Genomic DNA, 15,482 nt, shown 5'->3' with positions numbered 1-15,482 from the left:
CCATCTCGATGGTGTCCTTCTCCAGCGCGTCGACCACGCCGAAGGCGGGCATCAGCTCGCCGGCGGCGTGCACGGTCACTTCGAACTTGCCGCCCGACAGTTCCTTGACGGTTTCCGCGAACTTCACGCCGCTGCCGAAGATGGTGTCCAGGGACTTGGGGAAGCTTGCAGCCATGCGCCAGCGCACTGTCTGCTGGGCATGCACGGCCGGGGCCACGCCTGCGGCCAGCACGCCCGCCAGGCCTGCCTGCTTGATGATTGAACGACGATCCATGGACTTGTCTCTCCAGTTGGGTGAACACAAAAAACGGCAACGCGTGGGATCCGGCCATCCGCCTTCCGCGCGCTGCACGAGGGCAAATTGTAAAAACCGCAAGGCTTCCGTTCGTTACGGGTTTCCCCTCGAAAACACACTGCCCGGCGCCCCGCGCGTGCGCCCGGCGCCCCGCGGTCAGGCGGCTGCGCGCCCGGGTTGCGCGGCGGCGCTGCCAAAGCGCTGCGTGATGGAGCGCGCGATGCCCGCCGCATCCAGCCCCTGCAGGGACAGCAACCGCGCCGGGTCCCCATGCTCGATGAACACGTCGGGCAGGCCCAGCTGCAGCACCGGCAGCACCAGGCCGGCGGCGTTCAGGGCCTCGCAGACGGCGCTGCCCGCGCCGCCCAGGATGGCCCCCTCCTCCACCGTCACCAGCGCCTCGTGGGTGCGCGCGATGCGCAGCAGCAGTTCGGTGTCCAGCGGCTTGGCCCAGCGCATGTTGACCACCGTGGCATCGAGCTGCCGGGCCGCCTCCAGCGCCGGGTACAGCAGCGTGCCAAACGCCAGGATAGCGATGCGCCGGCCCTCGCGGCGCACCTCGCCCCGGCCGTAGGGCAGGCCCTCCAGCCCGGCCAGAGGCGCCACGCCCGCGCCGCTGCCGCGCGGGTAGCGCACGGCCACCGGGTGGTCCTGTTCATAGGCGGTGGTCAGCAGCTGGCGGCATTCGCGTTCGTCGGCCGGGCAGGCCAGCGCCATGTTGGGGATGCAGCGGATGAAGGGGATGTCGTAGGCGCCGGCGTGCGTGGCGCCATCGGCGCCCACCAGGCCGGCGCGGTCCAGCGCGAACACTACGGGCAGGTTCTGCAGTGCCACGTCGTGGATCAGCTGGTCGTAGGCCCGCTGCAGGAAGGTCGAATAGATGGCCACCACGGGCTTGACCCCCTCGCAGGCCATGCCGGCGGCAAACGTCACGGCGTGCTGCTCGGCGATGCCCACGTCGTGGTAACGGTCGGGAAAGCGCCGGTGGAACTCGACCATGCCCGAGCCTTCGCGCATGGCGGGGGTGATGCCGACCAGGCGCCTGTCCTTCTCGGCCATGTCGCACAGCCACTGGCCGAAGACCTGGGTGAAGGTTTGCTTCGGAGGCGTGGCCGGCTTGACCAGGCCGATCTTCGGGTCGAACTTGCCCGGGCCGTGGTAGGCCACGGGGTCGGCCTCGGCCAGCTTGTAGCCCTGGCCCTTTTTCGTCACCACGTGCAGGAACTGCGGGCCCTGCAGCTCGCGGATGTTCTCCAGCGTCGGGATGAGCGAATCGAGGTCGTGCCCGTCGATGGGGCCGATGTAGTTGAAGCCGAACTGCTCGAACATGGTGGCCGGCACCACCATGCCCTTGGCCTGCTGCTCCAGGCGCTTGGCGAGTTCGAGCAGCGGCGGCACGTTCTTCAGCACGTTCTTGCCCATGTCGCGCGCCCGGCTGTAGATGGTGCCGCTCATGAGCTGGGCGAGGTAGCGGTTGAGCGCACCCACCGGCGGGCTGATGCTCATGTCGTTGTCGTTGAGCACGACCAGCAGGTTGGCGTCGGCCACGCCGGCGTTGTTCAGCGCCTCGAACGCCATGCCAGCGGTCATGGCCCCGTCGCCGATGATGGCCACGCAGTGGCGCTCCACGCCCTGCTGGCGCGCGGCCAGCGCCATGCCGAGTGCTGCCGAGATGCTGGTGGACGAATGCGCCGTGCCGAAGGTGTCGTACTCGCTCTCGCTGCGCTGCGGAAAGCCCGACAGGCCGCCGAGCTGGCGCAGGCTGTCCATGCGCTCGCGCCGGCCCGTGAGGATTTTGTGCGGATAGGTCTGGTGCCCCACGTCCCAGACCAGCCGGTCCTCGGGGGTGCTGAAGACGGCATGCAGGGCGATGGTCAGCTCCACGGTGCCCAGGTTGGACGACAGGTGGCCGCCGGTTTTGGACACGCTCTCCAGCACGAAGGCGCGCAGCTCAGCGGCCAGCTGCTTCAGCTCGGCACGGGTCAGCCGGCGCAGGTCGGCGGGGGCGTTGATGCGTTCGAGCAGCGGGTGGTGCGTGGTGGACATAAGCTCCGATTTCCATAGCTGTTTACCCTTGCGTTGCAAGGGCTTGGGCCCTGTTTCGCCCGGATTGTCAGTGCGAGCGGTGGACGACCATGTCGGCCAGCGCCGCGAGCGCGCGCGTGTCGGCCAGGCCGCTAGCGGCCAGCTGCGCCTGCGCTTCGTCCAGCAGCCGGGCGGCGTAGGCGCGCGCCGGCTCCAGGCCCATGAGCGAGACGTAGGTGGGCTTGGCTGCTGCCGCGTCCTTGCCTGCGGTCTTGCCGAGCGTGGCCGAGTCCTGCGTCACGTCCAGCACGTCGTCCACCACCTGGAAGGCCAGGCCAATGGCCGCGCCGTAGCGCGCCAGCGCGGCCCAGGCCGCAGCCGGCGGGGCACCGCAGGCGGCGCCCATCTCGACACTGGCCTGCAAGAGTGCCCCCGTCTTGAGCGCGTGCATGCGGCGCAGCGCCTGCTCGTCCATGGCCCGGCCCACGTGGGCCAAGTCGATGGCCTGGCCGCCGGCCATGCCTTCGGCCCCGGCGGCGCGCGCCAGCAGCCGGCACAGGCGGGCCTGTACGGCGGGCGCCACGCCCGCCTCGGGCGTGAGCAGTTCGAAGGCCAGCGCCTGCAGCGCATCGCCTGCCAGCAACGCCTGGGCCTGGCCGAACTGCACGTGCACCGTGGGCTTGCCACGGCGCAGCACGTCGTTGTCCATGCAGGGCATGTCATCGTGCACCAGCGAGTAGGCGTGGATCAGCTCGACGGCGCAGGCCGCGCGCAGCGCCGCCTCGGGCTGCCCGCCTACCGCCTCGCAGGCGGCCAGCACCAGCAGCGGGCGCAGACGCTTGCCCCCTCCCTGCACGGCGTAGCGCATGGCCTCGCCCAGCCCGGCCGGACCCTCGGTGCAGAAGGCCTGCTCCAGCGCCGCCTCCACGCGCGCGAGCTGCGCCGCCATCCAGGGCGCCAGCGCGAAGGGTGTGGCCACGACCGCGGTCACTGCTCGTTCCATGGCTGCAGCACGCCTTCGTCCAGCACCTGGATCTGCTCCTGCACCGCCTCCAGGCGCGCACGGCAGAACTCCAGCAGCCACGCGCCGCGCTGGTAGCCGGCCAGCATCTGCTCGAGTGGCAGCTGGCCCGACTCGATGCGGGCGACGAGCTGCTCGAGCTCCTGCAGGGCCGCTTCGTAGCTGGCGGGTTCTGGAGGTGCGGAGGGTGCGGAGGATGCGGCGGAAGCCTTGGGCATGACGGTGGTGGCGGCGCCGAACGCGCGGGTCAGGGAACAAGCGGGGCATTTTAGGCGGTACCCGTCAGGGTCGCCCGAGGCGGCCGACACCCCAATACACATATCCCCGCAGAGGAAATAACCCCACCTTCTATAATCCCATTCCTTCAACGAAACCGGCTTGTGGGGTAACGCTCCCGGCCGGTTTCCTGTTTTCTCCCGCGCCCACGCGCGTCCCTCCCTGTGGGGAGTCTTTAGGTCAGGTCGCCCATGTCTGATTTAAGTCTTCGACTGCAGCAGGCCACGAGCCAACTTCCCGTCACCAGCTATTTCGACCAGGCGCTGCTGCAGCGCGAGCTGGACACCCTTTTTCGCCAGGGGCCGCGCTACGTGGGCCACCAGCTCGCCGCGCCCGAGCCGGGGGACTATTTCGCCCTGCCGCAGGAGGGCGAAGGCCGCGCGCTGGTGCGCAACGCCCAGGGCGGGCTGGAGCTCATCTCCAATGTCTGCCGACACCGCCAGGCCATCATGCTGCGCGGCCGGGGCAACCTGCGTGCCCAGGGCAAGGGGCACGCGGGCGGCAACATCGTCTGCCCCATCCACCGCTGGACGTACTCGCCCGCCGGCGAGCTGCTGGGCGCACCGCACTTCTCGCACGACCCTTGCCTGAACCTCAACAATTACGGCCTGCGCGAGTGGAACGGCCTCCTCTTCGAGGACAACGGCCGCGACATCGCCGCGGACCTGGCCGGCATGGGCCCGGCGCATGACCTGTCGTTCGACGGTTATGTGCTTGACCACGTCGAGCTGCACGAGTGCAATTACAACTGGAAGACCTTCATCGAGGTGTACCTCGAGGACTACCACGTCGGCCCCTTTCACCCGGGCCTGGGCAACTTCGTGACCTGCGACGACCTCACGTGGGAGTTTGGGCGCGAGTTCTCCGTGCAGACCGTGGGCGTGGCGCCGACGTTTGCCAAGCCGGGCTCCGATGTCTACAGGCAGTGGCACGACGTGCTGCTGCGCTACCAGGGCGGGCAGCTGCCGCAGCGCGGCGCCATCTGGCTGACCTACTACCCGCACATCATGGTCGAGTGGTACCCGCATGTGCTCACCGTCTCGACGCTGCACCCCATCGGCGTGGACAAGACGCTGAACATGGTCGAGTTCTACTACCCCGAGGAGATCGTCGCCTTCGAGCGCGAGTTCGTCGAGGCCCAGCGCGCGGCCTACATGGAGACGGCCATCGAGGACGACGAGATCGCCGAGCGCATGGACGCCGGCCGCCGCGCCCTCATGGAGCGCGGCGACAACGAGGTCGGCCCCTACCAGAGCCCGATGGAGGACGGCATGCAGCACTTCCACGAGTGGTACCGCGCCCGGATGGGCCAGGCCGCGCCGCAGCAGGGCTGAACGCCGGCGCCGGGCACGTGCTCACGAAACAATAGCTGCACTCCCTTGTCCAGCAAGGGTTTGCAGCTATTTTCATTCCAAACTGCAATTCTTCACCCATGCAAGCCCTGTGGATGGTCCTGGCCGCATTCCTGTTCGCCAGCATGGGCGTCTGCGTGAAGATCGCCTCGGCCTGGTTCTCGCCGGCCGAGCTGGTGTTCTACCGCGGTCTGCTGGGCATGGGGCTGCTGGCCCTGCTGGCGCGCCGCCAGGGCGTGGCCCTGGGCACGCGCTACCCCGGCATGCATGCCTGGCGCAGCCTGGTGGGCGTGGTCTCGCTGGGCGCGTGGTTCTACGCCATCGCCCACCTGCCGCTGCCCAGCGCCGTCACGCTCAACTACATGAGCAGCATCTGGATCGCCGCCTTCCTGACCGGAGGCGCACTGCTGGCTTGGCGCCCGAGCGCACGCGAGCCGCGCCCGCCGCTGCACGTGCCGCTGGTGCTGGCGGTGCTGGCCGGCTTTGCTGGCGTGGCGCTGATGCTGCGCCCGAGCACGCAGGGGCTGCAGGGCTTTGCCGGCACGGTCGGGCTGCTGTCGGGCTTTTGCGCTGCGCTGGCCTACATGCAGGTCTCGGCCCTGTCCCGGCTGGGCGAGCCGGAGGCACGCACGGTGTTTTATTTCGCGCTCGGTTCGGCCGTGGCGGGCGGCGCGGCCACGCTGGTCTTCGGCGCCTCGCCCTGGCCGGGCTGGCCGGCCCTGTGGCTGCTGCCGCTGGGCCTGTTCGCCGCCGGCGGGCAGCTGTGCATGACGCTGGCCTACGCGCGCGCCGCCACACCGCGCGCCACGCTGGTGGTGGCCAACCTGCAGTATTCGGGCATCATCTTCGCCAGCCTGCTCGGGGTGTGGGTCTTCGACGACGAGCTGCCGCTGATCGCCTGGGCCGGCATGGCGCTGATCGTCGCCAGCGGCATCACCGCCACGGTGCTGCGCGCGCGCACGCCCGCCCTGCCCTCCAGCGGCTGAGCATGGCGGTCGGCCCTGCACGCCGCGCGTGTGGGCGGATGCGGCATCCGCGGACACGCGCGGCCACCGGCCGGCGCCACAATGGCGCATCAGAGTCCTCCCCGCGCACGCACCATGGCCCACACCCTGCTCATCTCCCCCGCCGAATTGCTGCAGCTCCAGCGCGAGCACCAGCGCCTGATGGTGTTCGACTGCAGCTTCGACCTGGCCACGCCCTCGCACGGCGCGGCGATGTACCTTGAAGAACACATCCCTGGCGCCGTCCATGCCGACCTGGACCTGAACCTGAGCGCCCGCCACGGCGCGCCCGGCCCCAGCGGCGTGCTGGTGGCGGGCGCCGCCGACGCGCCCTGCTCGGGCGGGCGTCACCCACTGCCCAACCGCGAGCGCTTCGCCATGTGGCTGTCGGCCGTGGGATTTGCCAACGACATGCAGGCCGTGGTCTATGACAGGAACGGCTCCACCTACTGCGGCCGCCTTTGGTGGATGCTCAAGTGGATGGGCCACGACGCCGTGGCTGTGCTCGATGGCGGCCTGCAAGCCTGGAAGGCCGCGGGCGGCGCGGTCGCCAGCGGCGAGGAGCCGGCGCATTTCCAGACCAATTTCGAGATCGGCGAGCCGCTGCGCCGCCTGGTGGGTGCCGATGAGGTGCACCAGCGTCTGGCGCACGGCGGGCAGACCGTGGTCGATGCCCGGGCCGGCGCACGCTACCGCGGCGAGGTCGAGCCGCTCGACCCGGTGGCCGGGCACATTCCCGGCGCGCTCAACCGGCCCTTCACCGAGAACCTGGGGCCCGACGGCCGCTTCAAGCCGGCCGCGCAGCTGCGCGCCGAGTGGGACGGGCTGCTGGCCGGGCGCGACCCGGCCGGGGTAGTGCACCAGTGCGGCAGCGGCGTGAGCGCCATCCCCAACCTGCTGGCCATGGAGATCGCCGGCTACCCGCCCGCCGCCCTTTTTGCCGGCAGCTGGAGCGAGTGGTGCAGCGACCCGGCACGGCCGGTCGAGCGCGGCGGCTGAACCCGCCATTGCGCCCTCTCCCGCAGGGCGGGAGAGGGAGTCAAGACATGAGCCGCGTGCCCGCGCAGGCAGAGGACGCAGGCTCCCGCCTCACACCGCCGTGATCGAGATCGCACGCGTGTTCAGGCAGGCCTCCAGCGCCTCGGGGCCACCCTCGGAGCCATAGCCCGAGTCCTTGAGGCCGCCAAAGGGCAGCTCGGCCGAGGGCGTGGCCGGCTGGTTGACCCAGAGCATGCCGACCTCGACCCGCTGCGCAAGCAGGTGGGTGTTCTTCAGCGACGCGGTGAAGGCATAGGCCGCCAGGCCGTAGGGCAGGCGGTTGGCCTCGGCGATGGCGTCCTGCAGGTCGGTGAAGCCGCGCACCGCCGCCACCGGCCCGAAGGGCTCCTCGTTGAACACGCGCGCCGACAGGGGCACGTCGTCGAGCACGGTGGGCATGAAGAAGTTGCCGTCGCCGGCAATGGCCTCGCCCCCCGTGCGCACGCTCGCTCCCTGCGCGCGCGCATCGCCCAGGAAGTCGCGCATGGCCGCCACGCGCCGCGCATTGGCCAGCGGGCCCATGCGCGTGTCCTCCTGCAGGCCGTCACCCACCTTCAGGCCCTCGGCATGGCGCGTGAGCGCGGCGACGAACTCGGCGCGCACGCTCTCGTGCACCAAAAAGCGCGTGGGCGCGATGCAGACCTGACCGGCGTTGCGGAACTTGGCGCCGGCCGTGCACTTGACGGCCAGCCGCACGTCCGCATCCTCGCAGACGATGACCGGCGCATGGCCGCCCAGCTCCATGGTCACGCGCTTCATGTGCTGGCCGGCCAGGGCGGCCAGCTGCTTGCCCACCGCCGTGGAGCCGGTGAAGGTGACCTTCTTCACGACCGGGTGCGGGATCAGGTAGCCCGAGATCTCGGCCGGATCGCCATAGACCAGGTTGATCACGCCGGCCGGAATGCCCGCGTCGGCAAAGGCCCGCACCAGCTCGGCCGGGCTGGCCGGGGTCTCCTCGGGCGCCTTGACGATGACCGCGCAGCCCGCGGCCAGTGCCGCGCCCAGCTTGCGCACCACCTGGTTGATGGGGAAGTTCCAGGGGGTGAAGGCCGCGACCACGCCCACCGGGTCCTTGACCACCAGCTGCCGCACGGCCGGGTTGCGCGCGGGCACGATGCGGCCATAGACGCGCAGGCCCTCGTCAGCGAACCACTCGATGATGTCGGCGGCGGCCAGCGCCTCGCCGCGCGCTTCCAGGCGCGGCTTGCCCTGCTCCCGGGTCAGGATGGTGGCGATGGCGTCGGCGCGCTCGCGCATCAGCGCGGCAGCGCGGCGCATGGTCGCTGCGCGCTCGTGGGCGCTGGTATCGCGCCAGGTCTCGAAGCCTTGTTGCGCCGACGTCAGCGCCCGGTCCAGGTCGTCCGTGGACGCATGGGCCACGCGCCCGATCTCGCGGCCCGTGGCCGGGTTGTGCACCGCCAGGGTGCGCCCGTCCCGGGCGTCCTGCCACTGGCCGTCGATGAAAAGGCGGGTATCGGGGTAGCTCATGCCATTGCTCCTTGGGTTTTCATGGGTTGACGGATGCGCCCCGCAGCGCTGTCATGCGGGGTTTGCGGCACCACTATAGGCAGGGTGCGGCGGCTACAGGGTAAGTCCCAGCTACGCCGTGCAGGCCCAGCATGCACCATTAATTATGCAAAGCACCTGCTTTGTAAAAATACATGGGGGTGCCTGGTGCAATTCGTCCAATTGCTGGTCAGCGGTGTCGCGCAGGGGTGCATCTACGGGCTGATCGCGCTGGGCTTCGTGCTCATCTACAAGGCCACCGAGACCGTGAGTTTCGCGCAGGGCGAGCTGATGATGCTGGGCGCCTTCTGCGGGCTGGTGCTGATGCAGGTGATGGGCATGCCCTTCTGGATCGCCGTGCTGGCCAGCATCCTGGCCATGGCCGTCTTCGGCGTGCTGCTCGAGCGCGTGGTCATCCGCCCCATCCTTGGGCAGCCGGCCTTCTCCATCGTCATGCTGACCATCGGCATCGGCTACGTGCTGCGCGGCCTCGTGACCATGGTGCCGGGCTTCGGCACCGAGACCCACGTTCTGCCCGTGCCCTACAAGGACCAGCCGCTGCAGCTGGGCAGCCTGGTGCTGGCGGCCGAGCAGGTGGCGGTGATCGGCGCCACCGCCGTGCTGTGCGCACTCCTGTACGCGATGTTTCGCTACACCCGCCTGGGCGTGGCCATGCAGGCGTCCTCACAGAACCAGCTGGCGGCCTACTACATGGGCATCCCGGTGCAGCGCCTCAATGGCCTGGCCTGGGGCCTGGCGGCGGCGGTGGCCGCCATCGCCGGCCTGCTGCTGGCGCCCATCACCTTCGTGCACGCCAACATGGGCTTCATCGGGCTCAAGGCCTTTCCCGCCGCCGTGGTGGGGGGCTTCGGCAGCCTGCCCGGCGCCATCGTCGGCGGCGTGGTCATCGGCGTGATCGAGTCGCTGTCGGGCTTCTACCTGCCCGAGGGCTTCAAGGACATCGCCGCTTACGTCGTGGTGCTGCTCATGCTCATGGTCAAACCCAACGGCCTGTTCGGCGAAAAACTGCGCAAGAAAGTCTGATCCATGCGTTTCCTATTCAAGACTTCCTACGCGCAGGACATCCGCCTCGCCAAGCACGGGGGCCACACCTTCTGGTACAGCCTGCTGTGCCTGGCGCTCGTGGTCGCCCCCTGGGCCGCGCCCGAGTACTGGCTGGCGCAGCTGACCTTCGTGCTGATCTACGCCATCGCCGGCCTGGGGCTGATGCTGCTGGCGGGCTACACCGGGCAGTTCTCGCTCGGGCATGCGGCCTTTCTCGGGGTGGGCGCCTATACGCAGGCGGTGCTCACGGGCATGGGCTGGCCATTCTTCCTGTCGCTGGCCTGCGGGGCGCTGCTGTCTGCCGCCGTGGGCGTGGTGGTGGGGCTGCCGGCGCTGCGCGTCAAGGGCATCTATCTCGGCATCGCCACGCTGGCCTTCGGCTTCATCGTCGAGGAGGTGTTCGCGCGCTGGGAGAGCGTCACCGGCGGCAATGCCGGCAAATCGGTCCTGCCGCCGCAGCTGTTCGGCCATACGCTGGAGACCACCGAGGCGTTCTACTACCTGTGCCTGGGCCTGGCGATGGCCTGCACGCTGGCGATTTTGAACCTGCTGCGCTCGCCCACGGGCCGAGCCTTCGTCGCCATCCGCGACTCCGAGATCTCGGCGCAGAGCATGGGCATCCACCTGGCGCACTACAAGACGCTGTCGTTCGCGCTGTCGGCCGCGTTCGCGGGCATCGCAGGCGCCCTGTACGCGCACAAGATGCAGTTCCTCTCGCCCGACCAGTTCAGCATCCTGCAGTCCATCGACCTGCTGCTGATGATCGTCATCGGCGGCCTGGGCTCGGTGCACGGGGCCTTCCTGGGCGCGCTGTTCCTCATCCTGATGCCGCAGCTGATTTCCCTGGGCAAGGACCTGCTGCCCGAGGCCATCGGCCAGGCACCGGGCCTGCAGGCCGTCGTCTATGGCGCGGTGCTGATCGCCTTCGTGCTGTTCGAGCCCCTGGGCCTGTACGGCCGCTGGCTCAAGGTGCGCACCTGGCTGCAGCTGTTTCCCTTCTATCGCAAGGGCATGTTCAAGCGCCAGAAGAGCTTCCAGAAATCCGATCGCCTGAAATGAACCCAGCCACCCCTTCCCTGTCCGCCGACGCGCTGCTGAGCGCACGCCATCTGAGCGTGCGCTTCGGCGGGCTGCTGGCGGTGAACGATGTGAGCTTCGATGTGCGCCGGGGCGAGGTGTTCACGCTGATCGGCCCCAACGGCGCGGGCAAGACCACGGTATTCAACCTGATCAGCCGCATCTACGCGCCCACCAGCGGCAGCATCCTCTACGCCGGCGCGCAGGGCCCGCTCACGCTGACCGAGCAGCCGGCGCACCAGGTCGCCGGCCTGGGGATCGCGCGCACCTTCCAGAACATCGAGCTGTTCGAGCACGCCAGCGTCCTGCACAACCTGCTGATCGGCCGCCACACGCGCCGCGAAACGGGGCTGTGGGGCGATATGTTCTTCACCCCGCGCGTGCGCGCTGCAGAGGTCCGCGCACGCGAGAAGGCCGAGGAGGTCATCGACTTCCTGGAGCTGCAGCACTATCGCGACACGCTGGTCGCGGGCCTGCCCTACGGCGTGCGCAAGGTGGTGGAGCTGGCGCGCGCGCTGTGCACCGAGCCGCAGCTGCTGCTGCTGGACGAGCCCTCGTCCGGCCTGAACGTGGAGGAGACCGACGACATGGCCTTCTGGATCCAGGACATCCGCGATGAGCTGGGCATCACCGTGCTCATGGTCGAGCACGACATGTCGCTGGTCTCGCGCGTATCCGACCGCGTGCTGGCCATGAACCAGGGCCAGGTGCTGGCCATGGGCACGCCGCACGAGGTGCAGACGCATCCGGGCGTGGTCGAGGCCTATCTCGGCACCATCGACGACGTGAGCAACCTGCGCCGCCCCCCGGGCGGGCAGACGCAGGGGGTGCGCACATGAACGCCGCCGCCCAGCCCGCGTCCGGCGCCGAACCCATCCTGCGGCTGCAAAACATCGAGAGCAGCTACGGCCCCATCAAGGCCATCCGCGGCGTCAGCCTGGAGGTACGCCGTAGCGAGATCGCCACCGTCCTGGGCAGCAACGGGGCGGGCAAGACGACCATCCTCAAGACCATCAGCGGCATCATCGACCCGCGCAAGGGCAGCGTGCTGCTCCAGGGCCAGGACATCACCGCGCACGACCCGGCGGCCATCGTGCGCCGCGGCCTGTCGCACGTGCCCGAGGGGCGCGAGGTGTTCCCCCTGCTGTCGGTACGCGACAACCTGCTGATGGGCGCCTACACGCGCACCGACCGCGACGCCGTGGCGCGCGACATCGAGACGGTGTATGGCTACTTTCCCATCCTGGCTGAGCGTCAGGGCCAGGACGCCGGCCTGCTCTCGGGCGGGCAGCAGCAGATGCTGGCGATCTCGCGCGCCCTCATGGCCGCCCCCGAGCTGATCCTTCTCGACGAGCCCAGCCTGGGCCTGTCGCCGCGCCTGACCAAGGAGATCTTCGAAATCGTCGTACGCATCAACCGCGAGCGCGGCACCACCATCCTGCTGGTCGAACAGAACGCCAACATGGCGCTGAACGCCTCCGACTACGGCTACGTGCTGGAAAACGGCCGCATCGTCATGGAGGACCGCTGCGCCGCGCTGCGCGAGAAGGACGACATCAAGGAGTTCTACCTGGGGATGAAGGCCGACAGCGTACGCGGCGAGCGGCGCTGGAAGAAAAAGAAAACCTGGAGATAGCACGTGTCGAATCTTTGGGACCTCTCCCACCTTCAACCCATCGAGGCGCGCGTGCTAGAAGGCGACAGCATCCCGGCGATGTTCTGGAACGCGATCGGGCAGCGCGGCCCGCGCGTGTGGCTGCGCGAGAAGGAGCTGGGCATCTGGAAAAGCTGGACCTGGACGCAGGTGGGCGAGGCCGTGCGCGAGATCGCAGGCGGCCTGATGGCGCTGGGCCTGGCGCCGGGCGAGTGCGCCTCCATCCTGTCCAACACCAACGTGGAATGGGTGCTGGCCGACCTGGCCGTGCTGTCCTGCGGCGGCATCGCCAACGGCATCTACCCGACCGACGCCGCGCCGCAGGTGCATTACCTGTGCGAGGACTCGGCCACGCGCGTGCTCTTCGTCGAGGACGACGAGCAGCTGGACAAGGCTCTCGAAGTGCGCGCCAGCCTGCCGCTGCTGCAAAAGATCGTCGTCTTCGACATGGAGGGGCTGCGCGGGCTGCAGGACCCGGACATTCTCGGCCTGGCCGACCTGCGCGCCCTCGGCCGCGACTGGAACGCCGCGCACCCCGGCGAGATGGAGCGGCGCATCGCCGCCCTGCAGCCCGGCGACACGGCCATCCTGGTCTATACCTCGGGCACCACCGGGAAACCCAAGGGGGCCATGCACGGCCACGGGGCGCTGGCCTACACCGCACGCGGCTTCAACACGCTGATCGCGCGCACCGAGCAGGACGAGGCCATGTGCTTCCTGCCGCTGTGCCACATCGCCGAGCGCATGGGCGGCGAGTATTTCTCGCTCTACACCGGCTGCAAGCTCAACTTCGTCGAGAACCCCGACACCGTGCCCGAGAACGTGCGCGAGATCGCGCCCACGGTCTTCACCGCCGTGCCGCGCGTGTGGGAGAAGTTCTACTCCGGCGTGATGATCGCGCTCAAGGAATCGTCCCGGGTGCAGCAGGCCGCCTACGCCTGGGCCATCGGCGTGGGCACGAGGATCGCCGAGCGCGTGCTCGCCGGCCAGGACGTGCCCGCGGGCCTGCGGGCCCAGTTTCGCCTGGCGCGCTGGCTGGTGCTGGACAACGTGCGCAAGATGATCGGCATCCACCGCGCGCGCTTCCTGGTCACGGGCGCGGCGCCGATCTCGCCCGAGCTCATCAAGTGGTACCTGGCCCTGGGCGTGCCCATGCTGGAGGTCTGGGGCATGACCGAGACCTGCGGCGCCTCCACCGGCATGCTGGCCACGCGCATCCGGCCGGGCTCCATCGGGCCGGCCGCCGGCTTCAACCAGGTGCGCATCGACCCCGATACGGGCGAGATCCAGGTCAAGGGCCCCAACGTCTTCAAGGGCTACCTGAACCTGCCGGACAAGACCGCCGAGACCTTCACCGCCGACGGCTGGCTGCGCACGGGCGACGTGGGCACGGTGGATGGCGAGGGGTACTTCCGCATCACCGACCGCATGAAGGACATCATCATCACCGCCGGCGGCAAGAACATCACGCCCAGCGAGCTGGAAAACGAGCTGAAATTCAGCCCCTACATCACCGACGCGGTGGTCATCGGCGACCAGCGCGCCTACCTCACGGTGATCGTCATGATCGACCAGGAGAACGTCGAGAAGTACGCGCAGGACCACGACGTGCCATTCTCCAACTACGCCAGCCTCACGCGCGCGCCCGAGGTGCAGGCACTCATCCAGGGCGTGATCGACGAGGTGAATGCCAAATTCGCGCGCGTCGAGCAGATCAAGAAGTTCTTCCTGCTCGACACCCAGCTCACCGCCGAGGACGAGGAGCTGACCCCCACCATGAAGCTCAAGCGCAAGCTGGTGCAGACCAAGTACGCGCCGCAGATCGAGGCCATGTATGGACCTGGCTAGCCGGCAGGGATAGTGCCGATGGCCGCGGGCGCGCCGCGCCCTATAACCGCTCGTGTCGCAACGCATCCCGCACCCACACCACTACAGGAGACAAGCGCATGAAAGTTCCTCTTCTTGCGGCAGCCGCCGCTGCCCTGGCGCTGGCCAGCACGGGCGCGTTCGCGCAGGCCGGGCAAGGCGTCACCAAGGACGCCATCAACGTCGGCACCATCCAGGACCTGTCCGGGCCACTCGCGGGTTTTGGCAAGCAGGCGCGCAACGGCATGCAGCTGCGTGTGGACGAGGCCAATGAGCAGGGCGGCATCAACGGCCGCAAGCTGGTCTTCAAGGCGGAAGACTCGGGCTACGACCCCAAGCGCGCGGTGCTGGCGGCGCAAAAGCTGGTCAACCAGGACAAGATCTTCGCCATGGTGGGCCACATCGGCACGGCGGCCAACGTGGCCACCTTCCCGGTGCTGTTCCCGAAGGGCGTCGTCAACTTCTACCCCCTGACCGGCGCGCGCGAGATGTTCGAGGAGCCGAACCGCCGCCTGAAATACGCCTTCAGCGTGCCCTACTACGACCAGGCGCGCACGGCCACGCCGCGCCTGGTCAAGGAAAAGGGCGCCAAGAAGGCCTGCACCATCTACCAGGACGACGAATTCGGCCTGGAGGTCATGCGCGGCGCCGAGGACGGCTTGAAGACCATCGGCATGGAGCTGGCCGAGAAGACCACCTACAAGCGCGGCGCCACCGATTTTTCCTCGCAGGTGGCCAAGATGAAGGCCGCTGGCTGTGATTTCGTCGTGCTCGGCACCGTCATCCGCGAGACCATCGGCACCATCGGCGAGGCGCGCAAGACGGGCTTCTCGCCCACCTTCCTGGGCACCACCGCTGCCTACACCGACCTGATCCACAAGCTGGGCGGCAAGGCCATGGACGGCCTGTACGCCACCATGGCGGTGCAGGTGCCCTACCTGGACGAGGCCTCGCAGCCGATCCGCTTCTGGGCCAACAAGTACAAGACCAAGTTCAACGAAGACCCCGGCGTGTTCTCGGTCTATGGCTACCAGATCATGGACAACTTCATCCAGGGCCTGCAGCGCGCCGGCGCCAGCCTGACCACCGACAGCTTCATCAAGGCCATGGACAGCGGCCCCATCCAGCCCGACATGTTCGGCAGCGACACCCTCACCTTCAGCGCCAGCCAGCGCCTGGGCACCGAGCGCTCGCGCCTGTCGCAGATCCAGGACGGGCGCTGGAAGGTGGTGTCCGACTACTTCAAGTGAGCCGGGCCGGGCCCGCCGCTTCCCCGAGCCGCCCAAGGGCGGCTTTTTCATGC

General features: G+C 68.9%; 12 protein-coding genes and 2 pseudogenes. 9 read left to right on the top strand and 5 right to left on the bottom strand.

Annotated features, from left to right (window positions below):
• The 4 genes and pseudogenes from RT051_RS09775 to RT051_RS09760 all read right to left on the bottom strand — a co-directional run.
• Positions 1 to 274: pseudogene (locus RT051_RS09775) on the bottom strand (ABC transporter substrate-binding protein); the annotation flags it as partial.
• A 177-nt stretch (positions 275 to 451) separates the two neighbouring features.
• Positions 452 to 2,341, bottom strand: a complete 1,890-nt coding sequence (dxs, locus tag RT051_RS09770) for a 1-deoxy-D-xylulose-5-phosphate synthase (protein ID WP_313075796.1) — start codon at positions 2,339 to 2,341, stop codon at positions 452 to 454.
• A gap of 67 nt (positions 2,342 to 2,408) precedes the next feature.
• Positions 2,409 to 3,323 (bottom strand): farnesyl diphosphate synthase, encoded by a 915-nt coding sequence (locus tag RT051_RS09765; RefSeq protein ID WP_313075793.1) that lies wholly within the window; start codon positions 3,321 to 3,323, stop codon positions 2,409 to 2,411.
• Positions 3,308 to 3,559 (bottom strand): exodeoxyribonuclease VII small subunit, encoded by a 252-nt coding sequence (locus tag RT051_RS09760; RefSeq protein ID WP_313075789.1) that lies wholly within the window; start codon positions 3,557 to 3,559, stop codon positions 3,308 to 3,310. Before RT051_RS09760 ends, RT051_RS09765 begins: the two co-directional genes overlap by 16 nt.
• A gap of 249 nt (positions 3,560 to 3,808) precedes the next feature.
• Here RT051_RS09760 and RT051_RS09755 point away from each other — a divergent pair, with 249 nt between their 5' ends.
• The 3 genes and pseudogenes from RT051_RS09755 to RT051_RS09745 all read left to right on the top strand — a co-directional run bounded on the left by RT051_RS09755 (position 3,809) and on the right by RT051_RS09745 (position 6,972).
• Positions 3,809 to 4,951: an aromatic ring-hydroxylating dioxygenase subunit alpha gene (locus tag RT051_RS09755; RefSeq protein ID WP_313075788.1), complete on the top strand. Its 1,143-nt coding sequence runs from the start codon at positions 3,809 to 3,811 to the stop codon at positions 4,949 to 4,951.
• Between the two features lie 98 nt (positions 4,952 to 5,049).
• A pseudogene (locus RT051_RS09750) lies at positions 5,050 to 5,959 on the top strand (DMT family transporter); the annotation flags it as partial.
• Between the two features lie 110 nt (positions 5,960 to 6,069).
• Complete coding sequence (locus RT051_RS09745) at positions 6,070 to 6,972, top strand: sulfurtransferase (RefSeq protein ID WP_313075782.1); 903 nt, start codon at positions 6,070 to 6,072, stop codon at positions 6,970 to 6,972.
• A 90-nt stretch (positions 6,973 to 7,062) separates the two neighbouring features.
• Here the strand turns inward: RT051_RS09745 and RT051_RS09740 are convergent, their stop codons facing one another.
• Entirely contained in the window at positions 7,063 to 8,499 is a 1,437-nt protein-coding gene (locus RT051_RS09740) for an NAD-dependent succinate-semialdehyde dehydrogenase (protein WP_313075779.1), read from the bottom strand.
• 186 nt (positions 8,500 to 8,685) lie between these two features.
• Here RT051_RS09740 and RT051_RS09735 point away from each other — a divergent pair, with 186 nt between their 5' ends.
• The 6 genes from RT051_RS09735 (at position 8,686) to RT051_RS09710 (ending at position 15,429) form a co-directional block, all read left to right on the top strand.
• Entirely contained in the window at positions 8,686 to 9,561 is an 876-nt protein-coding gene (locus tag RT051_RS09735) for a branched-chain amino acid ABC transporter permease (protein WP_313075776.1), read from the top strand.
• 3 nt (positions 9,562 to 9,564) lie between these two features.
• A complete protein-coding gene (locus tag RT051_RS09730; RefSeq protein ID WP_313075772.1) occupies positions 9,565 to 10,641 on the top strand; it encodes a branched-chain amino acid ABC transporter permease in 1,077 nt (358 codons plus the stop codon).
• A gap of 17 nt (positions 10,642 to 10,658) precedes the next feature.
• Complete coding sequence (locus RT051_RS09725) at positions 10,659 to 11,498, top strand: ABC transporter ATP-binding protein (protein WP_313075799.1); 840 nt, start codon at positions 10,659 to 10,661, stop codon at positions 11,496 to 11,498.
• A complete protein-coding gene (locus RT051_RS09720; protein WP_313075769.1) occupies positions 11,495 to 12,295 on the top strand; it encodes an ABC transporter ATP-binding protein in 801 nt (266 codons plus the stop codon). The genes RT051_RS09725 and RT051_RS09720 overlap by 4 nt, the downstream gene beginning before the upstream one ends.
• A gap of 3 nt (positions 12,296 to 12,298) precedes the next feature.
• Positions 12,299 to 14,161: a long-chain fatty acid--CoA ligase gene (locus RT051_RS09715; protein WP_313075766.1), complete on the top strand. Its 1,863-nt coding sequence runs from the start codon at positions 12,299 to 12,301 to the stop codon at positions 14,159 to 14,161.
• Positions 14,162 to 14,259: 98 nt separating this feature from the next.
• Entirely contained in the window at positions 14,260 to 15,429 is a 1,170-nt protein-coding gene (locus RT051_RS09710; protein ID WP_313075764.1) for an ABC transporter substrate-binding protein, read from the top strand.
• Positions 15,430 to 15,482 lie beyond the last annotated feature (53 nt).

The organism is Melaminivora sp. (genome assembly GCF_032059615.1).
Taxonomy (GTDB): domain Bacteria; phylum Pseudomonadota; class Gammaproteobacteria; order Burkholderiales; family Burkholderiaceae_C; genus Melaminivora.
Note: the sequence above shows the minus strand (reverse complement) of the source record. Positions and strands in the feature narration are given on the sequence as shown.